The sequence below is a fragment of the Ralstonia sp. 25mfcol4.1 genome, from assembly GCF_900104095.1.
Classification (GTDB): domain Bacteria; phylum Pseudomonadota; class Gammaproteobacteria; order Burkholderiales; family Burkholderiaceae; genus Cupriavidus.
On record NZ_FNJO01000006.1, the window covers coordinates 26,785 to 51,402 of the forward strand.

General features: G+C 67.0%; 25 protein-coding genes and 1 pseudogene. 15 read left to right on the plus strand and 11 right to left on the minus strand.

What is annotated here, in order from left to right:
* Positions 1-176: 176 nt before the first annotated feature.
* The 3 genes from BLQ58_RS12285 (at position 177) to BLQ58_RS12295 (ending at position 1,897) form a co-directional block, all read left to right on the plus strand.
* Positions 177-455: a hypothetical protein gene (locus BLQ58_RS12285; protein WP_029051447.1), complete on the plus strand. Its 279-nt coding sequence runs from the start codon at positions 177-179 to the stop codon at positions 453-455.
* Between the two features lie 62 nt (positions 456-517).
* Entirely contained in the window at positions 518-1,372 is an 855-nt protein-coding gene (locus tag BLQ58_RS12290) for a DUF2092 domain-containing protein (RefSeq protein WP_049815950.1), read from the plus strand.
* A gap of 12 nt (positions 1,373-1,384) precedes the next feature.
* Positions 1,385-1,897 carry a hypothetical protein gene (locus BLQ58_RS12295; RefSeq protein ID WP_029051446.1) on the plus strand — a complete coding sequence of 171 codons (513 nt, stop codon included), beginning with the start codon at positions 1,385-1,387 and terminating at the stop codon, positions 1,895-1,897.
* 72 nt (positions 1,898-1,969) lie between these two features.
* Here the strand turns inward: BLQ58_RS12295 and BLQ58_RS12300 are convergent, their stop codons facing one another.
* Positions 1,970-2,155 (minus strand): hypothetical protein, encoded by a 186-nt coding sequence (locus BLQ58_RS12300; RefSeq protein WP_029051445.1) that lies wholly within the window; start codon positions 2,153-2,155, stop codon positions 1,970-1,972.
* 181 nt (positions 2,156-2,336) lie between these two features.
* On the opposite strand from BLQ58_RS12300, the gene BLQ58_RS12305 reads away from it, so the two are divergent.
* The 6 genes from BLQ58_RS12305 (at position 2,337) to BLQ58_RS12330 (ending at position 7,248) form a co-directional block, all read left to right on the plus strand.
* Positions 2,337-2,699 carry a hypothetical protein gene (locus tag BLQ58_RS12305; protein WP_029051444.1) on the plus strand — a complete coding sequence of 121 codons (363 nt, stop codon included), beginning with the start codon at positions 2,337-2,339 and terminating at the stop codon, positions 2,697-2,699.
* Positions 2,696-3,298 carry an HD domain-containing protein gene (locus BLQ58_RS12310; protein WP_029051443.1) on the plus strand — a complete coding sequence of 201 codons (603 nt, stop codon included), beginning with the start codon at positions 2,696-2,698 and terminating at the stop codon, positions 3,296-3,298. Before BLQ58_RS12305 ends, BLQ58_RS12310 begins: the two co-directional genes overlap by 4 nt.
* 370 nt (positions 3,299-3,668) lie before the next feature.
* Positions 3,669-4,721 carry a porin gene (locus BLQ58_RS12315; RefSeq protein WP_029051442.1) on the plus strand — a complete coding sequence of 351 codons (1,053 nt, stop codon included), beginning with the start codon at positions 3,669-3,671 and terminating at the stop codon, positions 4,719-4,721.
* A gap of 175 nt (positions 4,722-4,896) precedes the next feature.
* Complete coding sequence (locus tag BLQ58_RS12320; RefSeq protein WP_092598152.1) at positions 4,897-5,880, plus strand: Bug family tripartite tricarboxylate transporter substrate binding protein; 984 nt, start codon at positions 4,897-4,899, stop codon at positions 5,878-5,880.
* A complete protein-coding gene (locus tag BLQ58_RS12325; protein ID WP_029051681.1) occupies positions 5,873-6,745 on the plus strand; it encodes a PhzF family phenazine biosynthesis protein in 873 nt (290 codons plus the stop codon). The genes BLQ58_RS12320 and BLQ58_RS12325 overlap by 8 nt, the downstream gene beginning before the upstream one ends.
* Positions 6,742-7,248: a RidA family protein gene (locus BLQ58_RS12330; RefSeq protein ID WP_049815997.1), complete on the plus strand. Its 507-nt coding sequence runs from the start codon at positions 6,742-6,744 to the stop codon at positions 7,246-7,248. The genes BLQ58_RS12325 and BLQ58_RS12330 overlap by 4 nt, the downstream gene beginning before the upstream one ends.
* Before the next feature lie 13 nt (positions 7,249-7,261).
* On the opposite strand, the gene BLQ58_RS12335 is transcribed toward BLQ58_RS12330, so the two are convergent.
* The gene (locus BLQ58_RS12335) at positions 7,262-8,068 is read right to left on the minus strand and encodes a helix-turn-helix transcriptional regulator (RefSeq protein WP_029051680.1); all 807 of its coding nucleotides are present in this window, start codon (positions 8,066-8,068) and stop codon (positions 7,262-7,264) included.
* Between the two features lie 34 nt (positions 8,069-8,102).
* Positions 8,103-8,618 (minus strand): winged helix-turn-helix transcriptional regulator, encoded by a 516-nt coding sequence (locus tag BLQ58_RS12340; protein WP_092598155.1) that lies wholly within the window; start codon positions 8,616-8,618, stop codon positions 8,103-8,105.
* Positions 8,619-8,773: 155 nt separating this feature from the next.
* On the opposite strand from BLQ58_RS12340, the gene BLQ58_RS12345 reads away from it, so the two are divergent.
* A complete protein-coding gene (locus tag BLQ58_RS12345) occupies positions 8,774-10,000 on the plus strand; it encodes an MFS transporter (protein WP_254775932.1) in 1,227 nt (408 codons plus the stop codon).
* 1 nt (position 10,001) lies between these two features.
* On the opposite strand, the gene BLQ58_RS12350 is transcribed toward BLQ58_RS12345, so the two are convergent.
* Positions 10,002-10,256: a hypothetical protein gene (locus BLQ58_RS12350; protein WP_029051636.1), complete on the minus strand. Its 255-nt coding sequence runs from the start codon at positions 10,254-10,256 to the stop codon at positions 10,002-10,004.
* 123 nt (positions 10,257-10,379) lie between these two features.
* Here BLQ58_RS12350 and BLQ58_RS12355 point away from each other — a divergent pair.
* Positions 10,380-10,651, plus strand: a pseudogene (locus BLQ58_RS12355) (hypothetical protein); the annotation flags it as partial.
* Positions 10,652-10,712: 61 nt separating this feature from the next.
* Here BLQ58_RS12355 and BLQ58_RS12360 read toward each other — a convergent pair.
* From BLQ58_RS12360 to BLQ58_RS12380, 5 genes are all read right to left on the minus strand, one after another.
* A complete protein-coding gene (locus tag BLQ58_RS12360) occupies positions 10,713-11,450 on the minus strand; it encodes an aspartate/glutamate racemase family protein (RefSeq protein WP_029051637.1) in 738 nt (245 codons plus the stop codon).
* Between the two features lie 5 nt (positions 11,451-11,455).
* A complete protein-coding gene (hydA, locus tag BLQ58_RS12365) occupies positions 11,456-12,874 on the minus strand; it encodes a dihydropyrimidinase (protein WP_029051638.1) in 1,419 nt (472 codons plus the stop codon).
* 27 nt (positions 12,875-12,901) lie between these two features.
* Positions 12,902-13,630: a maleate cis-trans isomerase family protein gene (locus BLQ58_RS12370; RefSeq protein ID WP_029051639.1), complete on the minus strand. Its 729-nt coding sequence runs from the start codon at positions 13,628-13,630 to the stop codon at positions 12,902-12,904.
* Between the two features lie 63 nt (positions 13,631-13,693).
* Positions 13,694-14,875 (minus strand): serine hydrolase domain-containing protein, encoded by a 1,182-nt coding sequence (locus BLQ58_RS12375; RefSeq protein ID WP_092598161.1) that lies wholly within the window; start codon positions 14,873-14,875, stop codon positions 13,694-13,696.
* Positions 14,876-14,923: 48 nt separating this feature from the next.
* On the minus strand, positions 14,924-16,222 hold the full coding sequence (locus BLQ58_RS12380) for an MFS transporter (protein ID WP_092598164.1): 1,299 nt from the start codon (positions 16,220-16,222) through the stop codon (positions 14,924-14,926).
* 245 nt (positions 16,223-16,467) lie between these two features.
* Here BLQ58_RS12380 and BLQ58_RS12385 point away from each other — a divergent pair, with 245 nt between their 5' ends.
* On the plus strand, positions 16,468-17,151 hold the full coding sequence (locus tag BLQ58_RS12385) for a GntR family transcriptional regulator (protein ID WP_254775933.1): 684 nt from the start codon (positions 16,468-16,470) through the stop codon (positions 17,149-17,151).
* 19 nt (positions 17,152-17,170) lie between these two features.
* Here the strand turns inward: BLQ58_RS12385 and BLQ58_RS12390 are convergent, their stop codons facing one another.
* Complete coding sequence (locus BLQ58_RS12390; protein ID WP_092598167.1) at positions 17,171-17,632, minus strand: (2Fe-2S)-binding protein; 462 nt, start codon at positions 17,630-17,632, stop codon at positions 17,171-17,173.
* Complete coding sequence (locus BLQ58_RS12395) at positions 17,599-19,965, minus strand: xanthine dehydrogenase family protein molybdopterin-binding subunit (protein ID WP_092598170.1); 2,367 nt, start codon at positions 19,963-19,965, stop codon at positions 17,599-17,601. Before BLQ58_RS12395 ends, BLQ58_RS12390 begins: the two co-directional genes overlap by 34 nt.
* Before the next feature lie 182 nt (positions 19,966-20,147).
* Between BLQ58_RS12395 and BLQ58_RS12400 the strand changes: the two genes are divergently transcribed.
* From BLQ58_RS12400 to BLQ58_RS12410, 3 genes are all read left to right on the plus strand, one after another.
* Positions 20,148-22,565 carry a hypothetical protein gene (locus BLQ58_RS12400; RefSeq protein WP_139186100.1) on the plus strand — a complete coding sequence of 806 codons (2,418 nt, stop codon included), beginning with the start codon at positions 20,148-20,150 and terminating at the stop codon, positions 22,563-22,565.
* A 6-nt stretch (positions 22,566-22,571) separates the two neighbouring features.
* Entirely contained in the window at positions 22,572-23,537 is a 966-nt protein-coding gene (locus tag BLQ58_RS12405) for an NAD(P)/FAD-dependent oxidoreductase (protein WP_092598176.1), read from the plus strand.
* 162 nt (positions 23,538-23,699) lie between these two features.
* On the plus strand, positions 23,700-24,518 hold the full coding sequence (locus BLQ58_RS12410) for a class I SAM-dependent methyltransferase (protein WP_092598179.1): 819 nt from the start codon (positions 23,700-23,702) through the stop codon (positions 24,516-24,518).
* Positions 24,519-24,618: the final 100 nt, after the last annotated feature.

Here is a 24,618-nt window from a genome sequence, read left to right on the forward strand (position 1 = left end):
ATGCTGAAGCATTCAATAAACCGCAGAGATAACCGGCATGGCGCCCCCGACAATTGGTGTGTGCATGGCGCGCAAGACAGTCGACGAACGTAGTGGCACTGAACGGGATAACACGACCTAGAATGAAGTGGCGCTGTTGCGCAGAATTCGGCAACTGAGAAGAACGGAGACAAACCATGTTGCCTGCGGCCCCTGCCGGGGAAACCCTGTCCCGAGATTTTCTTGACGCGCTGATTCAGGCGGCCTTGCTCGCGGTATTGGCGATTTTCCGGTTCGGAATATTCCCGCCGTTCCCGGACCCGATTGTCTGGTCGCTGTTCCTTGCCGTTTCGCTTTACCCGCTCCAGGTGCGGCGCACCAGCCGCTACGTGCAACGGGCTTCCTGCCTCTGGCTTTTGCCAGGGCCCGCCCTGCAGAGTCAACCATCAAAGCGCATGCCGATGCGCCGCGGCTGAGTGCCGGGCGACGCGCGCATATGTCTTTGCTGGCACTCCTTAATATCCTTTCGGAGTTCACCATGGCACGCAAATCGGTCCTGACCTTGCTTGTTGCCTCGCTGGCTGCCTGTAGCAGCGCGCCACCCACGGCCTCCAGTCCCCCGCCGAGCCAGAAAACGGCAACGCCTCCGGCCTCGACTTCTGCCGCAACGGCACCCGCCGCTACCGACGCGAAGACGGTGGATCCGGCGTCGATCCAGGCGCTCAAGGACATGGGGACCTATCTGCAGACGCTGAAACAGTTCGAGGTCTTTATCGAGTTGTCCGGCGAGCGCGTGCTGGCCGACGGTGAGAAGCTGCAGCACACGGCCACGTCGGACCTGGACGTGGTGCGGCCCAACAAACTGCGCGCCCAGATGCGGTCTGCACGGTCGCAGCGCGATCTGGTGTACGACGGCAAAACGGTAACGTTGTACTACCCGGACCAGAAGTATTACTCGCAGGCGGAGTTCGCCGACAACCTGGGCGTTCTCGTGGATCGGCTACGGGCGCGGTACGGTGTCGAACTGCCATCCGCCGATCTCTTTACGTGGGGCACCTCCGCCGCGCCCACCGACAACATCGAGTCAGCCCTGTATGCGGGCCAGGACATCATCGGCGGCGACCTGTGCGACCACTATGCATTCCGCCAGGGGCAGATCGACTGGCAGATATGGATTGCGTCCGGAGGCAAGCCGCTGCCACGCAAGCTGGTGATTACCAATCGTGCCGACGAGGCCCGCCCGCAATCGGTGACCCACTACAAGTGGAACCTGCAGCCGAAGTTCAAGGATTCTGCTTTCGTGTTCTCGCCGCCGGCCGGCGCGAAGAAGGTCGAATTCGTTCCACTGAAGACGCAGCCGTCGCAGCAGAGCGCGCAGAGTCAGCAGCAATAGAGGAGCACTGCCATGAGACAAGTACACGGAAAACAACTCGCAGTGATCCTGGCCGCGCTCGTCCTGTCGATGCCCGCCTGGACGCCATCGGCATACGCGCGCGCGGGTGGCGGCGCGCAAGCCGCCGGCGCGCGCGGGGGCGGCGGTGCCAACGCCAACGCCAGTGCGGCGCGGCAGACGCAGCAGGTGAACAATACGCGCGCAGACGCCCGGACCAACAACGTGCGCAGTACCAGCGTCAACAACGTGAACAACAACGTCAATGTCAACCGCAACACAAATGTGAACGTCAGCAGCAACGGCTGTTGCGGTGGAGGCTGGGATAACGACTACCATCCGGTGGCCACGGCCGCCGCGGTCACCGCAACGGTGGCGATGACCTCGGCCGTGATCGGCTCGATGACCCGTACCATCCCGCCGAGCTGCGTGCCGGTCAACTACGGTGGCATGGTCTACCAGCAATGCGGCTCGACCTGGTATCTGCCGCAGAGCGGGCAATACGTGGTGGTCAACCCGCCGTACTGACGGAGGAGGCGAAGCGCCGATCCGCGCCTGGGACGGCCGCTGCCCGTTAAGCAAAGTTAATCCTCTTCGCCGCTAAATTCGCCAATGGCGGTCCACCACCTCGGTACGGATCGGGGTCTCGTCCAGCGTTTTTTCGCTCCGGGTGCCGGTGACGACCACCGTCGGCAGCGGGTCGCCGGAATGGGCTTGCTGGGCTCGCACGTGCGGCGCCGCGGAAAGGAGGGTGCCGGCGACGACGGCAAGGGTTTTCAGACGCATTCGGGGCGGAACCGGCGGTTTGCCGATCCGGTCATGACAAATGAGCATCAAATGATAATGATTCGCGTATGCATCTTCCGTTAAGAATGCTTAATGAAGCGCCCGGCGGCCGCCCGAGCCCGGAGGTGGGGCGCGCGTGCGTTATATTCGGCGCGTTGACATCACAGCCGGGCAGTAACGCATGGACAAGAAACGGATTCGGGTATCGCACGTGGCGGTTCCCGGCAACCTCAGTGTGCTCAAGCTGAAGGGCTACCTCAGGACAGCCATCGCCGACGTGGCCAAGGCCTCGGACGACAACGAGATCCTGCTGGTCAAGGTGCTGGTGCCGCAGGCGCTGGGCCTCAAGGCTGGGGAAAAGCTGTTCGACAAGGTGCTGCAGGGCATCGTCGACAAGGATTCGCGCGTGCGCCGGGTGTCGGTCGAGTTCGTGGACGGCGACATCACGGCCGACAAGATCGCCGCCAGCGAGGCCCGGACCCAGAAGGAAATAGATGCCTACGGGCACCTGCTGGAAGACGAGCCGGACGAGTCGGCGCCGTGAACCTCTCCAACCTGGAACGACAGCTGGCATTCCTGCGGGAGATCGACCGGCTGAAAAGCGTGGTGCGGATGTCGCCGCTGATCGACCAGTCGCGGCGCGAGAACAGTGCCGAGCATTCCTGGCACCTTGCCATGTACGCGCTCGTGCTGTCGGAACATGCCGCCGCACCGGTCGATGTGGTGCGCGTCGTCAAGATGCTGCTGCTCCACGATATCGTGGAGATCGATGCCGGCGACACGCCGTTCCATGATCCGTCGATGCAGGCCGGCCAGGCCGAACGGGAACAGCGGGCGGCCGAGCGGATCTTTTCGTTGCTGCCGGCAGCGCAGGCCGCCGAGTTTCGCGGGCTGTGGACGGAATTCGAGGCGGCCGAAAGCGACGACGCAAAGTTTGCCAAGTCGCTGGACCGCTTTCAGCCGCTGCTTCATAACGTCGCCACCGGCGGCGGCACATGGATTGCGCCTGGGCTCGATGAAGCGCAGGTCGTTTCCCGCTACGGGCCGACCATCGCGCTTGGCGCCCCCGCGCTCTGGGAAGCCGCCGCCAGGCTGGTGCGGGCGCATTTCCGCAACCCGGCGGCCGGGGACGATAGCCTCTGAGGCACCGATGCCGGGCGACTGGCGCCGTTACTGGCTGATGCCGGCGCGGCCGCGGCTGCTCGGCACGTCGGGCAGTCGTGTACCGCCCGGGACGCTCAACCCCACGCTCCTTTCCGTAATACGAGACCTGCCCCGCGCAACAAGCTTTGTTGCGTCCGCACCTCGGGGATAACCCCGATAGGTGTCACATGCGTCACTATATGATGTATTGTATCTGTTTAAATACATCCAAATTGCCATCGGGATGCATGGTGTTGCAGACCGGATGGCGTCATGCCGCATCACGGGGTGGCGGCAGCGCAAGAAGAACACAGGCCGGCATTGCCCAGGCCGATGATGATTTTCCAACGAGAGGGGAGACCTCAGCGTCATGAAGAAGCAAGCAGTAGGAATGGTAGCGGCCGTCGCGGGCCTGTTCGCCGGGGGCGCGTTCGCGCAGACGTCGGTAACGCTGTACGGTGTGGCGGATGTGGGCGTGGAATACGCCAATCACCTGGGCGCCGGCAACAATTCGGTGGTCCGTATGCAATCGGGCAACCTGTCGGGCTCGCGCTGGGGCCTGCGCGGCGCCGAGGATCTTGGCGGGGGCCTGCGTGCGGTGTTTGCGCTGGAAAGCGGTTTCAGCGTCGACGATGGCAAGAGCACCCAGAACAACCGGCTGTTCGGCCGGCAGGCGTGGATCGGTCTGAGCAACGCCTATGGCACGCTGACGCTTGGCCGCCATACGACTGCGATGTATGACTTCGGCGTCCAGTTCGACCCGATGGGCATTTCGACGCGGTACTCGATCGGCGCCCAGGACAGTGCGTTCCAGTCGCGTGCCGACAACTCCATCAAGTACGCCGGCAAGTTCGGTCCGGTCAGCGCCAAGCTGATGTACAGCGCCGGTGCGGACGGCACCTCGGGCGTCAATGGCGAAGTGCCGGGCAACTACAAGGTCGGCCGCGAATTCGGCGGCAGCCTGGCCTACGAAAGCGGCCCGCTGGCCATCGCCGTGGTCTACGACGAAGTGAACGGCAACACAGTGGCCACGGACCAGGACAAGACGCGCAAGGCTGCCGTGTCCGGCACGTATCAGTTCGGCCCGGTCAAGTCGTACCTGGGCTACCGCTATGCCCGCTTCATGACGCCGCCGACGTCGCAGACCACCAACCTGTACTGGGCCGGCGCGCAGTGGGACATCACTCCGGCATGGTCGCTCACCGGCGCAGCCTACTACCAGGACTTCCGCAACTCGGGGGCCGATCCGTGGCTGTTCATCGTCTCGGCTGACTATTCGTTGTCGAAGCGGACCGATGTCTACCTGAACCTGGCCTACACGAAGAACAAGGATGGTTCGGACTTGGGTACCGGCGGCTTCGGCACCACGGTGGCTGGCAAGAACCAGACCGGCGTGCTGATGGGCATTCGCCACAAGTTCTGACCCCGCGCCGCGTGCGATGAATCGAAGGGCATCCGCGAGGGTGCCCTTTTTCATTGTGCTCAGGGGCGGGGCTGGCGCTCGCCGGGCGCATTTCGGATCGGCGCGGGTCGCATTCCGGTTCGAATCCCGCGCGCCGCGTGCCTAGACTCCCTGCACATCCACAAGGAGTTCGCCCGTGTCAATCCTGTCCCATCCGTCCCGCGCGGCGCACCGCGCACTGCTGGCCATCGTAGCCGGACTCTGTTTCGGGGCCGCGCATGCCGAGACCTGGCCAGCCAGGCCCGTTGTCATCGTCGTTCCGTTCCCGGCGGGCGGCGGCACCGACCTGGTGGTGCGGTCGATCCAGCCGCTGCTGCAGCGCGAACTGGGCCAGCCGGTGGTGATCGACAACCGCAGCGGAGCCGGCGGCACGCTTGGCTCGGCCTATGTGGCACGCGCCACGGCAGACGGCTACACCGCCGGCGTGGTGACCACCAGCACGCACGCGGTCAGCGTGGCGATCTATCCCAAGCTGACCTACCACCCGGCCAGGGACTTCAGCTATGCCGGGTTCATCGGCACCTCGCCATACGTGCTGGCCGTCAACAACCAGCTGCAGTCGACCGATGTCAAGGCGTTGCTGGCCAGGCTCAAGGCCGACAAGACGCAGCACAGCTTCGGCTCGGTGGGCGTGGGCACCGTATCGCACCTGATGGGCGAGCAGTTCCAGAAGCTGGCCGGCGTGCCGCTGGTGCACGTGCCGTATCGCGGCGCGTCCCCGGCCTACACCGACCTGATTGGCGGGCAAGTGCAGATCATGTTCGACAATCCGGTGGGGCTGGCGCCGTACATCAAGGCGCGCAAGATCACCGCCATCGCCACCACCGCGCCCACGCCGCTGCTGGCCGATGTGCCGACGTTCGCCAGCCAGGGCGTGCCCAATTTCGAGCAGCAGCTGTGGTACGGCATTGCGTTCCCCAAGGGGACGCCCGCAGCCGTGGTAGACCGGTTCAATGCCGCACTGAACAAGGTGCTGGGAGACAAGGCCGTGGCGGAAGATCTTGCCGCCAAGGGTGTCACGGCCCGGCCGGGTACGCCGGCGGCGTTGCAGGCGGCCGTACAGAAGGACATCCCCTATTGGGGCGCGATCGCGCGATCGGTAGGAGCCACAGGTGAGTGAAGTCAGTCTGATCCACGTATTCGTGCGCGATGGCCGGGGCGGCAACCCCGTGCCGCTGGTTGCCGATGCACGGGGCATGGGCGCGGCGGCCATGCAGGCGGTGGCCGCATCGCACGGGCACGAGTCGGCCTTTATATTGCCCAGCACCATCGGCTGCGACTGGCGCATCCGCTTCTTCGTCCCGCAGCACGAGATGGAGATGTGCGGCCACGCCACCGTCGGCACGTTATGGGCGCTGCGGCAGTGGGGGCAGTGGACCGCGCCCACCGCGCGTATCGAAACCCTGAGCGGCGTGGTGCACGCCCGGTGGGACGACACGCTGCAATGCGCGTGGATCTCCCAGCCGGCGGTACGCACGCAGGCGCTGGACGCGCTGGACAGTGCCCGGGTGGCCGCGCAGTTGCGCTTGCCGGCGGGCGCGTGGACGGCGACCAACGCCGCCACCAGCCGCGTGAAGACGCTGGTGGCGCTGCCTTCGGTGGCGATGCTCGATGGCCTGCAGCCCGACTTCGCCACGATGCAGGCACTCTGCGAATCGATCGACTCCACGGGCCTGTATCCATACGCGCTCGGTGCCACGAAACCGGATGGCCGGCGCATCGTGCACGCGCGGCAGTTTCCGAAATCGTCGGGCTACCCGGAAGACGCTGCCACGGGAATCGCCGCAGCCGCACTGTGGGGCTACCTGGCTCGCGAAGGCGGCCTTGGCAACGGGGCTGACGCGGCGGTCGCGCCATCCATTGCCGTCTGGCAAGGCGATGCCATGGGCAGTCCGTCGGAGATCCTGGTGGCGCCGCGCGTCGACGACCAGGGTGCGGCGCACGGCTGCTGGCTCAGTGGCCGGACGGCATGGGGCGCGCCATGACGGCGCAGGCATCGGGCACGCCGCCAGACACGCCGGAAGCTCGGCTCGCGGCCGTGGGTTTGGTGCTGCCGGAGGTATCGGCGCCCCGGGGGCACTACGCGCCGTATTGCGCGGTGCCGGTTGGCGATACGCAATGGGTGTCGATTTCCGGTCAGGTCTGCCGGCGCCACGGCGTGGCCATGGCGGGCCTGTGCCGCACCGACGACGACCTGATGCCGGCCCGCGAAGCCGCGCAGGTCTCGATGCTGAATGCACTGGCGGCGCTGCGGCAGGCGTGTGGCGGCGAGTTGTCGCGGGTGATCCAGGTAGCGCGGCTGCGCGGGTTCATTCGTGCGGCGGACACGTTCGCGCTGCATCCTGCGGTGCTGGACGCGGCGTCGGCCGTGTTGCGCGTGGCGTTTCCCGATCAGCCCTTGCCTGCCCGCAGCGCGCTGGGCGTGGCCAGTCTGCCCGACTGTGCGTGGACAGAAATCGAAATGGAAGCGATCGTGGCCGGCGCATGAGGAACGCCGCAGCCTAGGCCGGGGCGGGCACCTCGCGCAGCAGCCGGTGCAGATGGCCGCTGGACGCAAAGCCCAGCTGCACGCTGACACTCGCGGGCGAGTGTCCGGTCGCGATCAACGTCCTGGCATGCGCCGCCAGCACGCGCCGGCGGACCGCCACGGGCGTGGTGCCGAGTTCGATCTGGCATGCGCGCTGCAACTGTCGAATCGCCACACCGAGTTCGCTGGCCACCGCATCGATCGACGGCAAGGGCTGGTCGCATTCCAGCGCCTGTGTGAAGCGCCACACCATGCGATGGGCGATCGATGCAGGCTCTTCAGGATGCGCCAGCGGCTGGCTCGTCACGAGTTGCTCGACGATGGCACGCACCAGCCATGAAGCACTCGGGGTGGACAGGTTGGGGGCCAGCAGCGCCTCCAGCATGGCGACCGTGGGCCCGTCCAGGCGGATCGCGCCATACCGCAGGGCGGGCATGCGGTCGGGGGGCAGATAGAGTTCGCCGTGCTGCTGCTGTCGATGCTCGGATGCCGTGAGGTGCGACGTCGACGCCGGAAGCAGTACCGCGGCACCGCGCACCAGCGTCGCGGCACGCCGTGACCGTGCCGCCGTAGCGGGCGTCGCCGGTTGCGCCGCTGGCCCCGGCGCATCGCCGGGGGTATCCCACACCGTCCTGAGCCGGCCCATGCGCGGCCATAGCAGCATGCCGCAGTCATGTTCGTGCCATTCGCGCCGGAATGCGGGCTGCCGGCTGTTGTGCAGCGCAAAGCCGTGCGTGGCCGTCAGATGCAGTTTGGGAGACAGGTGAGGGCGGTCGGTCATCGCGGACATTCCGGCGGCCAGGGGATGCCACGCATCATACGCCGGTCCGGCCGGAGCCACTGTCCGGCTTCAGCTTGCGGACCTCGGTATCGGCAGGCCGTATGGCGGTGCCGTCCTTCGCCAACGGCTGCATGGGCGGCAAGGGTTTGCCTGTGCGCCGGTCGATCAGCGTGGAATGGCGTTCACCCGCCGCGAACCGATGGCGCTCGCCCCATTGGCGCAGGGCCACCACCACCGGAAACAGCCGCTCGCCCGCGGCGGTCAGCACGTACTCCTGGTAGGCCGAGCCATCGGACGCCGCCTGCAATGCCAGCACGCCGGCCTCCACCAGCTTGTGCAGACGGTCCGCCAGGATATTCCGCGCCATGCCCAGGCTACGCTGGAAATCGCCGAAGCGGCGTACGCCATCGAAGGCGTCCCGGACGATCAGCAGCGACCACCGGTCGCCCACCACATCGAGTGACCGTGCGACGGGGCAGGATTCCGGAGGCTTCGGGCTGGTGCGCGTCAGGGGCGTCGCGGATGTCGCTGGGGTCGAAGGTGTTGGCATGGGGTTTCGGCATGGGATGCTGGTTGCATTTTAAAACTGGTTGCCCTAGCATTCAACCAGTTTTGTTTTGAAACTGGATAAGGGGCGCCATGGCACCGGAAGACACGCTGGAAAGATCACGCATCGAGGCCGCCGCGCGGCAGGGCGGCCCTGGCCTGGCCAGGGGTCTGGTTGCGCTGTTTGCCGCATCGGCCGGATTCAGCGTGGCCAACGTCTACTATGGGCAGCCGTTGCTCGATGCCCTGGCGCGCGATTTCCGGATCGACCTTGCGGTCGTTGGCAGCGTGGTGGCGATGACACAGGCCGGCAGCGCGCTGGCGTTGCTGTTCGTCGTGCCGTTGGGCGATCTGATAGACAGGCGCCGGCTGATGCGTGCGCAGCTGGTTACCCTGATCATCGTGCTGGTGGTCGTGGGTCTGGCGCGGACGCTGCCGGTGCTATTCGCGGGCATGCTGGCGGTGGGCCTGCTCGGTACGGCAATGACGCAAGGCCTGCTGGCCTATGCGGCCAGCGCGGCGTCGGCCAACGAGCAGGGCCGGGTGGTCGGGGCGGCCCAGAGCGGCGTGTTCGTGGGCCTGCTGTCCGCACGCGTGTTTGCCGGGGCCGTCAGCGATCTTGCGGGATGGCGCTGGGTCTACCTTGCGGCGGCGATGCTGATGTTCGTGGCGGGCGTGCTGCTGTGGAATCGCTTGCCATTGCTTGCGCCGCCACGCGTGCGCGTGAGCTATCCGCGTCTCATCCTGTCGATGTTCGCGCTGCTGCGCCACGAGCGCACGCTGCAGGTCAGGGGCATGCTGGCGCTGCTGATGTTTGCCGCGCTGAACATCTTCTGGAGCGCGCTGGTGCTGCCGCTGGGCGCGCCGCCGTTTTCGCTGCCGCACACGGCCATCGGTGCCTTCGGACTGGTGGGGGTGATTGGCGCGCTGGCGGCCGCGCGTGCCGGCAAGTGGGTGGATGGCGGACATGGCCAGCGCACGACCATGGTGGCACTGGTGATGCTGGTCCTGGCCTGGTGGCCGCTCGCCCAGCTGCACGTGTCGCTGTGGATACTTGCCGTGGGAATCGTGCTGCTTGACGCGGCGGGGCAGGCGCTGCATGTCACCAGCCAGAGCATGATCGTCCGGACGCGCCCGGAGGCGCCCGGCCGCCTCATCGGTCTCTATATGCTGTTCTATGCCGTGGGCAGCGGGCTGGGCGCCATCGGTACCACGGCGGCATACGGGGCCGGCGGATGGTATGCCGTCTGCGCGCTGGGTGCGGCGGTCAGCATGGCGGCACTGGTGTTCTGGGCCGCCACGCGCCGCGCCCCGGCGTGCGCTGAAAGAAACGGCTCCTGCACGATGGCCCGCAAGAAGTCCGCCTGCTGGGGAGGCGCGCGATGACTCAGGGCAACCGGGCCAGCGCCGCCCTGCGCAACGCGGCACGATAGGTTCTTTCGACGCTCAGGGTCTGCCGGAGGAGCCGCAGTACGCGCGCGTAGTCCCGCGCCGGGTAGCCACGCGCCTTCTGCGTTTTTGCATAGTGCAGCTGCCAGCGGATGTCCTGGCGAAGCCGTGCGATGCGCCGATCGACGGGCGCGGTCTCGCGTGCGACGGCTGCTTCACGTCGCAGGGTGTCTGCTGCGCTTCCATCAAGCATGTGTCGTCTCCGTGCGGGGTCGGGCAGGGCGCGCGTGCACGCGGAACAATCCAGCATATGGCAGATTCTGTGCCCCTGCTACCCATAGTGTTGCTCATCGAACGGTTGCGCGGCTGGTATCACACGTCCGACATCGCCCTGCGGCGAGACGACGGTTATCTCGTCTACGGTCACACCGCAGGGCCTGCGCTGGCTCTGGCGGTCTTCCGCTTCTCAAGGGAAAAGCTGGCGACTTACAAGCGATCGGCCGACTGCAATTCAGCGAACTGCCCAAGACGACATCGGGCAAGATCCGGCGGGTGGAACGTCGCCGTCGCGATTTGGCGCGCGAGGAGGCGCAGTGCTCGCGCATGCCGGACGAGTATTGGGAAGAAGACTTTCCCGACCCGCGCTGACGAACGGCGTGTCACTGGGGCGGCCGCGGCCGCCCGGTTCGCGAAAGCGGGTGCCGCAGGATTACGCCAGCAGGCGCACCAGGGCGGGCGGCAGGCCCGCGTTGGCCTTCTGCGGCGGCCGGGCGAAACTGCCTTCGCGGGCGCTGCCGGCGCGCAACGCCACCAGCGATTCGCAGTGCCGCACGGCGCTGCTGACGCCATCGACCACTGGCACCGGGATCCGGCCTTGCAGCGAACGCGCCAGTCCGGCCAGCGGGGCGCCGGCCACGATGATCACGTCGGCCCGGTCTTCGCGCACGGCCTGCAGGCTCATCTCTTCCAGTCGGGCCGCGTGGTCTTCCTGCACGCTGCCGATGTCGCGCAGCGGCGTCTGCAGCGACCGGATGCTGGCCAGCCGCGATGCCAGGCCGTTCGCGGCCACGCATTCGCGATACCAGGCCTCGATGCGGTGCGAGATCGCGATGATCGAGAAGCGCTGTCCCAGCAGGCAGGCGCTGGCCAGCGCCGCTTCGGTCATGCCGACGACCGGTACGTCGAACAGTTCCTTGAGGCCGGCCAGCCCGGGGTCGCCGAACGCGGCGACGATCAGGCCGTCGAAGCTGCCCGCGTGCTCCGCGGCGGCGCACGCCGTGGCGTAGCCGCCTACCAGCGCCTCGAAGCGTGTTTCGATATAGGCCACGCCGAAACCGGCCGTGGCCATCGTGATGCGGGTGTCCGGCGCCGCAGTGCGCTGGGCTTCCGCATGGATCAGGTCGGTGACCGACGCACTGATATTGGGATTGACGATCAGGAGGTTCATGGCGATTACAGTTCGGGTTGGCCCGCTTCCAGGAACCTGCCGCGTCCTGCGGCCGGCTCCAGGTACTCGCCGTTGCGCACGATCATCTCGCCGCGCGAGAACGTGGTCATCGGCCAGCCGGTGACCTCGATGCCTTCATACGGCGTGTAGTCCACCGCGTGATGCAGGTTACTGTTGGCGATGCGAACCTTGCGCGCAGGGTCCCAGAGCACGATGTCGGCATCGGCACCCACGGCGATGGTGCCCTTGCGCGGGTAGAGGCCGTAGATCCTGGCCGGACGGTACGACGTCAGTTCGACGAACTGGTGGAGCGACAGCTTGCCGCGCTGCACGCCATCGAACAGCAGCGGCAGGCGGGTCTCGATGCCGGGCACGCCGTTCGGGATATGGTCGAACGGCTGGGCCACGCCGCCAAGCTTCTTGCCTTCGGGGTCGTCGTAGTTGAACGGCGCGTGGTCCGACGAGAACACGCTGAACACGCCGTTGGCCAGCGCACGCCAGACGGCGGCCTGGTTTTCCGGGTCGCGCGGCGGCGGGCTGCAGATGCACTTGGCGCCTTCGTAGCCGTCGTCGCCGGGCAGGCCCATGTCTTCCGCGGTCAGGTAAAGGTACTGCGGGCAGGTCTCGGCCAGGATCTTCAGGCCGCGGCCCTGGGCCCAGCGAATCTGCTCGATGGCTTCCTTGCCGGACACATGGACGATCAGGATCGGTACGTCCACCAGTTCCGCGAACGAGATCGCGCGGTGGGTGGCTTCGCGCTCGACCACGGCCGGGCGGGCCAGTCCGTGGAAGCGCGGCGCGATGCGCCCTTCGCCGGTCAGCCTGTCGGTCAGCCACGAGATGCAGTCGGCATTCTCGGCATGCACCATCACCAGCGCCTGGTTCTGGCGTGCCACGTCCAGTACTTCGAGCATTTCGCGGTCGGACAGCTTCAGATCGTCATAGGTCATGTAGACCTTGAAAGAGCTGTAGCCCTGGCGGATCAGCGACGGCAGTTCGTCCTGCAGCACGGCCGGCGTGGGGTCGGCCACGATCAGGTGGAATGCGTAGTCGATCACGGCGCGGCCGTCGGCCCGGCAGTGGTAGTCGGCCACGGCGGCCTTCAGCGAGGCGCCTTTTTCCTGGGCGGCGAACGGGATCACCGTGGTGGTGCCGCCGCACACGGCCGCGCGTGTGCCGGTGAAGAAGTCGTCGGCCATGCGCATGCCGTCGGGCATGGGCTGGTCCAGGTGGCAGTGGCCATCGACGCCGCCGGGCAGCGCCAGCAGGCCCGTGGCGTCGACTTCCTGCTGCGCGGCGGGCAAGCCGTGGCCAAGGGCCACGATCTTGCCGCCGCGTACGCCGATGTCGCAACGAAAGCGATCGGAAGCGGTGACCACGTCGGCATTGCGAATCACGAGGTCAAGATGGTTGTCTGCGGGCATGATCATCACTCTCCGATGTATCCGGTGTTATTCGACTTCGCGGAACAGTCGGCCCCAGCCCTTCAGGGCGCTGGTGTCCACGCCCGCCAGCCGCAGCGACTTCCACACCACGGTGGAAATCGTGTCGTACAGCGGGATGCCGGTCTCGGCCTCCAGTTCCTCGGCCAGGTGCGCGGCGCGCAGGTTGGTGCAGAACGTGGTGATGGCCTGCACGTCCTGGCCGGCCAGTTCGCGCACCATCCTGCGGATGGTGTCTTCCCCGACTTCGGCGAAGCTGTAGTTCACGTGCAGATCCAGATGCCGTTCGGCTGCGCAGTCGAAGCCGCTGCGCTGGTAGTTGGCGACGATGCGCTGCTGCACGTCGTTCAGGTAAGGCGTGGCCAGGCCGAAGCGGCGGGCGCCGGTCTTCTCCAGAATCTCGTTCAGCGCCAGCACGGAGGTGGTAGCCGGGATGCCGGTGGCCTCGGTGATCTGCTTGCACAGCGCCTGATCGCGGTCGAAGCCGAGCCAGCCCGACGACGTGCCGTTCCACGCGATCACATCGACGCGCGCATCGGCCAGCAGCCGGGCAGCCCCGAGGATTTTCTCCAGGTCGAACTGGCCCAGCGCCTGGTCACGCAGCGAGATCTCGGTGACCGTGAAGCGCGAGAAATGCGCGCTGACGTTGGGCAGGCCGCTGACCATCGCGCTGGTAATGGGCTCCAGTGCGGTGTTGGAAGATGGCGTCAGCATGCCAAGGCGAATCTGCTTGCTCATGGTTGGTTCTCAAGAGTATTCGGGCACCGTCTGGGCGCGGCGCCTCGGGATTGGATGTTGGTCTTATTGTTCGGGTTTGTCGTTGAAGGCGAGCTGGGTGCCGGGCACGCCCTGTGTGGCGCGTGCCAGCTCCAGCTCCTTCTTCAACGCGGCCTGACGCGCGGCGTCGGGCTTGACGGTAGCGCCGGCCTGCAATGCCGGCAGCACGTAATCGTTGACCATCTGACGATACAGGTCCAGGTACTTTGCGTCGCGCAATCCGCCTTGCGTCGACATGATGCTGTTCATGACGATCACCGCGTTCTGTCCGGGCAGCACCGTGATGAACTGGCCCTTGTAGCCCATGGCGCTGAATTCGCGCTCGCCCTTCACGATGTTGTTGACCCAGCAGTAGTAGCCGTAGTCCTTTGCGGGCCCCGACGGCGTGGTCATCTGCGCCACCCAGGACGCCGGCACGATCTGCTTGCCGTTCCAGCGGCCCTGGTTCAGCATCAGCATGCCAAGCCGCGCCATGTCGATCGAGCGAAGCCGCAGGCCCCAGCCGCCGGAGACGGCGCCCTTGCCGTCGGCACCGTCCCAGCGGAAGTGTGACATGCCGAGCGGTTCGAACAGCCGCTTCGCCGCATATTGCTGCTCGGGCATGCCGGCGACCTGGCTGACCGTGGCGCCGACCAGCACCGGGTTGACGTCGATGTAGTCGAACTCTGTGCCTGGCGTGGTGCGCACGCTGGCCGAGGCGGCCACCTTGAGGCGGTCCGGCACGCCGTAGTAGAGCGTGTCGGTGCCTTCGACAAGCTTGTACGACAGGCCGCTCGACATCGACATCAGATGGCGCAGCTGGATCTGCTGCTTGTCGGCGAGCGCCTGTGCCAGATCCGGGCGTGCCGCCGCTAGGCGTGGCGCCGGGGCGTCGGTGGCGGCGAGCCTGCCGTCGCCGACCAGCGTGCCGACAAGCAGCGCGCTGATGAACTTGGTCACCGAATACAGCTCGTGGTTGTAGTCGCGTCCGAGGCCCTCGCTGTAGCGTTCGAACACCAGCTTGCCGTCCTTGATGACAAGCAGGCTGCGCACATCGAGCCTGTCGCGGCGAATCCATTCGGACAGCGCGACCAGCCGCGCGGAATCGACGCCGACCGCTTCGGGCTGCGCCGTGGGGATGCCACCGGCCGTGGCCGGGGCAGCCTGCACCAGCGGTGCGCCGAAGGCCAGCAGTGTCGCCGCCAGGATCGGGGTGAGTCGTGTCATGGGTGTCTCCTCCAGCCGGATTCCTGTCCGGCGGTGCGAAGCCGGTTGTCAGACCGGGATCTTCTTTTCGTAGTCGATGGCCGTGGACGCCAGCAGCAGGCCCACGCCGGCGGCCGCGAAGAACATCAGCGCCAGGAAGTACGAGCCGGTGTACTGCACGATCATGCCGACGATGATCGGCACGCTGATGCCGCCGATATTGCCGCCAAGGTTCATCACGCCGCCCAGGAAACCGATCTTGTTGCGGGTGCCCAGGATCGACGGGATGCACCAGAACAGGCCGCACCAGCGCAGGAAGAACAGCGTGGACGAGAGCAGGACGACGACCACCACGGGGTTGGTCACATAGGCGACCGAGAAGATCGACACCGTGGCCACCACGGCGGCAATGCCGAACAGCGTGCGCATGACCACGTTGGGCCGGCCGCCAGCTTCCTTCCACTTGTCGGCAATCCAGCCGCCGATCAGTTCGCCGATGAAGCCGCTGAAGAAGATGATGAAGCTGGCGCCACCCATGGCCTTGATGTCGAAGCCATGCACCTTGTTCAGGTAGTTCGGCATCCAGGTCAGCAGGCCGTAGAAGACGGTGTTGAAGCACATCCAGCCGATGGCCATGCACCAGACCGAGCGGTACTTGAAGAAATCGAGCGAGCGGCCCGACAGGTTGGCTGGCTCGGCGCGATGTTCGGTCGCGTGCGCCGCTTCGAGATAGCTGGCTTCCAGTTCATTGACGCCAGCGTGCTCGCGCGGCGAATTGCGGATGTACCACCAGGCCACGACACCGGCGATGACGGTGCCGACACCGGCCACCACGAAGGCCAGGCGCCACGAGCCGAGCGAGGAAATCAGCCAGGTGATGATGATTGCGCCGAGCGCCGCGCCCAGCGGCGCGCCGCCATCGAGCAGCGTGGCGCCGCGGCCGCGTTCGTTCTGCGTCATCCAGATCGCGTTGAGCTTGCCGCCGGCCGGGTAGATCGGCGCTTCGGCGGCGCCCAGGCCCAGGCGGGTCAGCAGCAGGGCGGTGGTGGTGGTGCAGACGGCGGCCAGTGCCTGGAATGCGCCCCAGAACACGGTGGCGCAGGCAATCACGATGCGCGGCTTGTACTTGTCGGCCAACATGCCGCCGGGCACCTGCATCAGCGCATAGGTCCAGAAGAACGCGCTCAGGACCATGCCCTGCATGGTGGGGCTCAGGTCGAATTCCTTTGCGATCAGCGGCATCGCCACCGACAGCGACGCTCGGTCGATGTAGTTGATGGCGATGAGGAACAGCATCATCAGGAAGATCTTCCAGCGGACGCTGCTGCGCGGGGCCGTCATCGCGGCGGCCTGGCTTGTGGTTGACATGACGGGGGTCTCCTTGCTCCTGGGGTGCTGCGTTTTCGAGGCGTTTCTGTTGGGGTGTCGCGCAACTGGAACGGAGTATAGGATACGTAATCTGTAATTACAACGCTCATAACTTATTGATTTATATGATCATAGGGTAAGCACCAATCTGGGTGTGCTAATCTTCGGACTGGTGCAGATTCCCTATTCTGGTGACGTTCGTGACACAAGTGCTTCCCAAATCCGCCCGCCTGCGCACACTGGGCATGTCGGCCGAAATCGCGGCGCGGCTGCGCACGATGATTCAGGAGGGCGAGTTGCCGCCCGGCGTGCGCATCGACGAGAAGGCCTTCTGCGACGCGTTCGACGTATCGAAGACGCCGTTGCGCGAGGCGCTCAAGGTGCTGGTGTCCGAAGGGCTGGTGCTGCATCGCCAGTACATCGGCTATCGCGTGGCGCCGCTCGACCTTGACGAACTGCGCGCCACCTTCGAGACGCTGCACGGGCTGGAAGCCCACGCGGGCGATCTGGCCGCGCAACGGCTCAACGATGCGGCGCTGGCGAAGATCGAACGCAAGCATCAGGCCATGATCGACGCGCACGATTCGGGCCGTCGCACCGACTACTTCCGCATCAACCAGGAAATCCACCAGCTCATCGTCGACAGTGCCGACAACGCCGTGCTGTCGGGCATCTATGCCACGCTGATGAGCAAGGTGCATCGCGCGCGCGGCGCGGCCAATGCCGACCTCATGCGCTGGCAGGAATCGCACGAGGAACACGAGGCCATCATGACCGCCTTGCGTGAACCCGGGCGTCCACGCCTGGCAGGCATCCTGCGGGAGCATTCGGAAAACACGGCCCGGGAAGTGCTGCGTGTGGTGGAGCTGACACTGGCCGAATCCGGCGAGCCGGCAGCCCGCGTGGCCAACGCACGGCGCGGCCGCTGAGGCCTCCCACGCCGGCCGCTCAGCCGCGCCGGCACATGGCGGCTGCCTTGTGGATGGCTTTGCGGATGCGCGGAAACGTGCCACAGCGGCAGGCGATGCCTCGCATCGCCATATCGATCTGCAGGTCTGTCGGCACCGGGCAGCGGGCCAGCAGCGCCGCGGCCGCCACGAGTTGCCCGCTCTGGCAGTAGCCGCACTGCACCACATCGAATTCGATCCACGCCGCGCGCAAGGCCTGCGCGACCGGGCCTTGCAGGCCTTCGACCGTGGTGATGCGCGCACCGCGCAGGTCCTTCAGCAGCAGCTGGCATGCCGGCGTGGCACGGTTGTCGAGCAATACCGTGCAGGCGCCGCACACGCCGATGCCGCACCCGAACTTGGTGCCGGTCAGGCGCTGCTCGCAGCGTAGCGCCCACAGCAGCGGCGTGTCGGTTGCAGACTTCAGGTCTACTGTCTTGCCATTGAGACGGACTGACACCATGGGTCGTTGCCCTCCGGTACGGCAGGTGTCGCCTGCAGCGGCAGCCTGCGGTGGCGCTGCCCGGTCAGCGCGAACAAGGCGTTGGCCACGGCGGGCGCGATGGGCGGGGTCGCGGTTTCTCCCACGCCTTCTGGCGCTGCGTCGCTGTCCAGCACATAGGTCTCGATGACGGGACAGGTCTCCATGTCGACGATCGGAAAGTCGGGGAAGTAGTGCTGCTGCACCTGCCCGTTGCGCAACGTGATGGCCTGTTGCAGCGCGGCCGACAGCCCGAACACGATGCCGCTTTCCATCTGTTGCTCCACCAGGTTCGGATTGATGGCGCGGCCGCAATCGACCACGCAGACCACCCGCGTCACGCGGAAATCACGCTCGGCCGTGGCACCCTGCCGCTTTGTCTCCGCCACCTCGGCCACCTGGGCCACCACGCTGCCGAATGATTCATGCATCGCCATGCCGCGTGCGAACGCCACGCCATCGCGGTCCCTCCATTGCGCGGGTCCGCGCCATGCGGCGCGCTCGCGCAGCGTCTCCAGTACGCGTACGTGGCGCCGGTGTGCCGGCTGCGTCAGCAATTCCAGCCGGAACGCGATCGGGTCCTTGCCCGCCGCCGCCGCCATCTCGTCGAGAAAGCACTCGACAAAGAACGCCTGATGCGAATGGCCGACCGAGCGCCAGTAGCCTACGGGCACGGGCAGTTCGACGCGATGGTGGTGCACCAGCATGTTGGGGCACGCATAGGGCTGGTCGAACGCGCCCTCGGCCATGGTGGCATCGGTCAGCAGCCGGGCCAGGAAGCGCGGCTTGCCGAACGCGCGCGGGAGCGCCTGTTCGGCGATCGACTGGCTGGCCGAGACGCTTTGCCACGCCACAAGCCGTCCGTCAGCGTCCAGTGCGCCGCGGCACACAGCCATGCAGGCGGGCCGGTAGAAATCGTGCGTCATATCCTGTGGGCGCGACCAGATGGTCTGCACCGGGTTGGGCGATGCGTGCCGCGCGATGGCGGCCGCCTGCACGATGAAGTCGATTTCGAGCCGTCGTCCGAACGCGCCGCCCAGCAGTTGCTGTTGGATCTGCACGTCGCCGGGGCTCAGGCCCAGCATGTTCGCCACCGCCTTGCGCGCGGCCATCGGCACCTGGGTGGACACCCACACCTGGGCCTTGCGGCCGTCCACCTGCACCGTGCAGTTGACCGGCTCCAGCGCGCCATGCGCGAGGTAGGGCACCTCGTAGCGCATTTCCAGCATCTTGCCGCGCTTGAGCGCCGCTTCGGCGTCGCCGGTACGATAGAACGTGTGGCCGCCGTCGCTGCTTTCCAGCGCACGGGTCAGCGCCGCGCGCACGTCATCGGTGTTCAGCCCCGCGGCCGGCCCGTGATCCCATTCGACGGGCAACTCGCACAGCGCGCGCATGGCGATGAACGGATTCTCGGCGATCGCCGCCACGCCCCCCGTGCCGCCGTGGTACGCATCGATCGGATAAAACCCCTTTACGCCGATCTTGTGCATCACCTTGTTCGTGTCGAACTTGCGAACGGTGCCGCCCAGGGTCGGGCACATCAGCACGCTCGCATAGAGCAGGTGGTCGGGCAAGGCGTCGATGCCGAAACGCGCGGTGCCATCGAGCTTCGCCTTTGCCTCGATGTGGCCCAGGCGCTTGCCGATCAGCGTGAACGTCTTCGGGTCCTTGAGCGTGAGATGGCCGGGATGCGGCAGGTCGCGCGCGTCCGTGGCGAGTTCGCCAAAGCTGGCCGAACGCCCCGACGCCGCGTGGAACACGCGTCCGGAGCGGGCCTGACACTGTTCCACCTGCACGTCCCAGCGGCGGGCCGCGGCACCGCATAGCATGGCGCGCGCGGAGGCGCCCGCTTCGCGCATCGGCTGCCACAGGTCGACGATGCTGGTCGAGCCGCCGGTTACCATCGATCCCAGCAGGCGCGCGCTACGGCGGGCAAGGTATTCGCTGATATGCGCCAGCGCGCCGTCGTCGTCAGGGCGGAACGGCAGGCTGCGCGGCAGGTTCTCGTGATTGACGTAGAGCGGCTCGATGGCGGACTGCTCCACGCGCACCTGCGACCAGTCCGCATCGAGTTCCTCGGCCAGCAGCATGGCCGCGCCGGTATGCACACCCTGGCCCATTTCGGCCTTGCTCATGACGATGGTCACGTGGTTGTCGGCACCAATCACGACCCAGCCGTTCAGGCGCGCATCGCCCGTGGTGGCGGGTGGTGGCAGGTCGGCGTCGAGACGGTCCTCGGGCCGCAGCAATGTCCATCCCACCACCAGCGCGCCCGCCGCCGCACCGCCGAGTAGAAAGGTTCTGCGCGTCAGCATGACATGGCCTCTGGTCGCCTCCGGTCGCAAACGCAAGCGCGCAAGCCCGATTCTCTTGCTGCTGCGATCACCTATATTAGTCAATGTCGCCCGCCATCGCGAGGCGGCACTGGGACATCTAGGCCTAAAGGCCAAGGCGTGCCTGGCAGACATAAATGCGATGGAATACGGATTGAAAGCCGATGAAAGCGCGCGCCCCCGCGCATGCGGGCACGCCGCCGGTTGTCCGGGGGAGGTACGCGATGCCCGTCGAAGCGATGCATGCCTGGGTGCTGCGATTGTCGGCCCCGTGGAAACAGGCGCTGCTGCGGCATGGCCTGGACCTGTCGCTGGTTCGATCGGCCGACGACACCGCCGACATCCTCGAACGTACGCTGCAGATCGACTGGTCGGACCCGCGCGTGGCCGAACTGAGCCGTGCCACGCGCCGTGCCGTGGAACCGGGCGACCCCGCGCGCAGCCTGCTCTATCACATGCTGGCGCTGGCGGAGTGCCCGACGCTGGATGAGGGTATCGAGCTGGCCGACCTGGATCTGCTGGAAAACTACATCTATTCCCGCGCGCCGCTGCCCGACGACTGGGCATCGCTCGATGTCGCGGTGCTTGCCTGCCAGTACCGGCCGGCACGCCGCACGGGGCACCAGCTGCACGCAGACCTGGTGTTTTCTCGGCTCGGCATCGCGCGCAACGGCGACACCGAATCGAGTTACGACCCCCGCACGCGCAGCCACGTGCCGACCGTAGCCGGGCACCCCGAGCACGTGCGGGTGCTGCCCGCCCACTATGCGGCGTTCCTGGTGCGCAGGACGCGCGGTGCCAGCGCGCTGAGCCTGGTCGAAGGCGAGCGGGAGGGCGACGAAGCGCGCGAGTTCCTGGTGCCGGTGCGCAAGCTGTTCGCCAGCGGCTGCGTGCCGGGGCAGGACCTGACGCTGGAATACGGCCACCACCACGTCGGCGACAAGCTGCGCCGCGCCGTGCAGGCGCGCTGGGGCGTAACGCCGGAGCCCAGGGCCGTGCTGGCCGATCCGCCTTATTCCCAGTCGTGGCGCTTTCCGGATGCCGCGCAAAGCGCCGCGCCGGTGCCAGGCTCCACGGCGCCGCCGATCGCGCTGGTGCGCAAGGGCGATTCCGTATGGCTGATGCCGGGGGCGTTGCCGTTGATCGAGCCCCTGACGCCAGAGCACTTCAAGATTCGGGGCTTCCGCGTGCCGGCGCAATGGCGCGTGTTGCCGGTGGTCAACCGGCGCTTCACCACCCAGCGCATTTTCTCGGACCTGTTCAAACTTTTCCTGGAAGGCATCAACGCGCTGCGCGAGCGATATGTCCCGCATTTTGCCCCAGCGTTCCTGCGCTATCCGGAGCCTCGCAACGCGCCGGAGTACATCAATATCCGGCACCGCTGGCAAGACGACGGGGCCACCTATCGCGACATGTGCGCGGAGCCTTCGGACCGCGAGCAGTTCCTGGCCGAAGTCAAGCAGGGCGGCTATCACGCCCAGCTGTTCCTGGACCATTGTGCCGAAGGGACGGTCAGCGTGCGCGTGGCGCAATGGCCGGACCGCCACGTGTTTCCGGCCTACTCCGTGGTGGCCGCGCCGGATTTCTATCCCTACGCCGACCAGGCGGAATTGCAGCGGTGGTTCCGCGAGCAGAAGATCGATCCGAAGTCGCAATTTCGCAGCGGATCGCCGCTCTCGCTCAGTGCCGAACGGCTGGCCGCCAATCCCCTGCATCGTGACCCATTCAGCGCGGCGCGGGCGTTTCCGCCCGGCGAGACCACCATGCCCGTGTCGTTCAGCCTGGCACCACGCGGGCAGGCACCCAACGCGGACGGCACCCACGTGCCGCGCATGGTGTCGTTCCTGTCCGATGCATCGTCCAGCGTGTTCGCGCCGGGCTGGGACGTGACCTATGCCGGTGGTTGGGGCGGCATCTATCTGGCCACGTTCGGGCTGGGCAGCCCGTTTGCGGAGGACATCAAGCTGTGCGCGGCGTCGAACAGCTTCTGGCCGGCGCTAAGCCCGGACGCGTCGCGCACGTTCCGTCGCGCCGATGCGCCCACCGCGCTGCCGATGCTCGATGACGAACTGGGCTATCACCCATCGCATCCGCTGGCGCAAGCCGGGGCGACACGGCCGGGCTGGGACGGCGAGTACGGCCCGTACCTGACCCCGGAGGGCGAGGTGGACTACGCCGACATCCACCGCTCGGATTACGTGGCCAATGCGTTGCGTGGCCAGATGCTGTTCGGCGCGTTCGAGCATGTCGACTCGGCCGAGCTGATCCGGCGGATTGCCGCGCTGCGCCACGCGGTGGCGGCGTGCGACAACGGCCAGGTGCCGTCGCACACGCGGCTGTGGCTGGTATCGGCGCGCAGGCTGGACGCCGCTCCCGCGGCTGTCCAGGATGGCGCGACGGATATCGTCTATCGCTTCGTGTTCGTGCTTCCCGCCGATGCCAGTGCCGTGCCCCGCCAGCATGAACCGGGGCGGCTGCGCGTGCCCTATGCCGAGGCGCTGCAATGCGACGCCACGCCGGCGGGCCTGGTCGGCGCGGTGCGGCGCCGCGCCCCTGGCCCGGAAGCACTGGCGTTGTACTGACCGATCATGCGCAATGGTGGCGTGCTGGTGATCGGCGACGGTCCGGCGGGATGCGCGGCCGCCATTGCGGCGGCCCGGGCCGGTGGCGCGGTGACGATGGTGGGCGCCGGCCGTATGCGCGCGGTGCCCGAATGCGCGTCGGCGGGGGCGTTGCGGCTGCTGGATGCGATCTCGCCTGCGTTCGCTACCCGGTCCCACATCTGGCTCGACCACGCATGGCCAGACGCTACCGTAATCACACAGCGTGCCCGGGCCGTCGATCGTGCGCAGCTCGATCGTGGCCTGCGCGAGGCGGCGGTGCGCGCCGGGGCCGACTACCAGGTCATGCCGGCGTCGACTTTGCGGCCACGAGTGGCCGGCGATCGCGTGACGGGCGTGGAGGGCATGTCCGGCGGTGGCCTTGCTGCCGGCGCCTACGTCGTGATCGACGCGTCCGGCGTGAACGGGTGGCTGCGCCGCACCCTGGGCCTGCCGGAAGGGATCGACTCGGGAGCCTGGTGGCTGCAGCGCGGCTTTGGCGTGCTGGCTGGGGGGCAGGCCAGCGCGCCAGGTACGCAGTTCGTCATTGGCGCCAACGGATGGCTGTGGCGGTACGCCACGCCACAGGGCTGCATCTGGACGGCGCTGTGCAGTACGCGCGACGCCAGCGTGGCATGGCCCCCCGGCATGCGGCCAGTTGGCCGGATCTGGCGCGAGTGCCGCCGCTGGCGGCATCTGCGGCAGGCGGCAGGCGCGGGTTACTTCGTTTGCGGCGATGCGGCTGGCTATCTCGATCCGGCTACCGGCGATGGCCTTCGCTTTGCGCTGGAATCGGGTGCCCGCGCCGGTGCGCTGGCCGCCGGCGTGGTGCGCTGGCCGCAGCGGAGCAGCCTGGCGGCGGCGTTGTACGCGGACTGGGTGTTGCAGACCTATCTGACCAGTCGGGCCGCACTGCGCGAGGTGTATGCGCGCGCGCACCTGGCGGTGCGGTGACGGCCGGCACCGGCGGGTGTCTTGTCCGTCGCGTGGGGCTTCGGTCCCATTGCCCGCCACTGTCCCATGCACTACAAAACCAGAACCCGCAACGCGGGGGCCGCGTGCCGGCGGGGTCGGCACGGACCACAATCCAACGACTTGGCAACAAGGGGGCAGCAGATGAATCCGAACAAGGCGCTGTGGGAAAAGGGCGACTTCACGCGGCTGGCGGCAACCATGCGCGAGAGTGGCGACGAACTGGTGGAGCGGCTGGGCGTCACGCCCGGCATGAAGGTGCTTGACCTGGGCTGCGGGGACGGCACCACCGCGCTGCCCGAAGCGAAGCGTGGGGCCGACGTCCTGGGCGTCGATATCGCCAGCAACCTGGTGGCCGCCGGCAACCGGCGCGCGCAGGAAGCGGGGCTCGGGAACCTGCGCTTCCAGGAGGGCGATGCCTGCGCGCTGACCGACCTACAGGACCACACCTTCGACCTGGTCGTCAGCATGTTCGGCGCCATGTTCGCGCCCAAGCCGGGGGAGGTGGCCAGCGAGATGGTGCGCGTGGTAAAGCCCGGCGGGCGCATCGTGATGGGCAACTGGATTCCGAACGATCCGACGCTGGTCGCGCAGGTGCTGAAGATCAGCATGTCCTATTCGCCACCACCGCCGGAAGGCTTCATCAGCCCGATGCTGTGGGGCCACGAAATCATTGTCACCGAGCGATTCGGCGCGGCGGGCGTGCCGCCGGAGAACATCGGCTTTGACCGGGACACCTACGTCTTCCGGTACGCCGGCAAGCCAACAGACTTCGTGGCGACGTTCCGCGATTACTACGGCCCGACCATGAACGCGTTTGCCGCCGCAGAGGCGAACGGCAGGCGCGACGATCTGCAGCGCGAACTCGACGCGCTGTTCACCGCGCAAAACCGGAGTGGCAAGCCCGATGTCACCGAGATCCCGGCGACCTACCTGCGCGTGACCGTGATGACGCCGCCGTGAGCGCATCCAGCGCACGACACCAGTATGTGGCGGCCGATGCACGCGCGCGCAAATACCGCGCATGAATGTCGGCCGCAAGCCTCGTTAATGACAGTTGCAA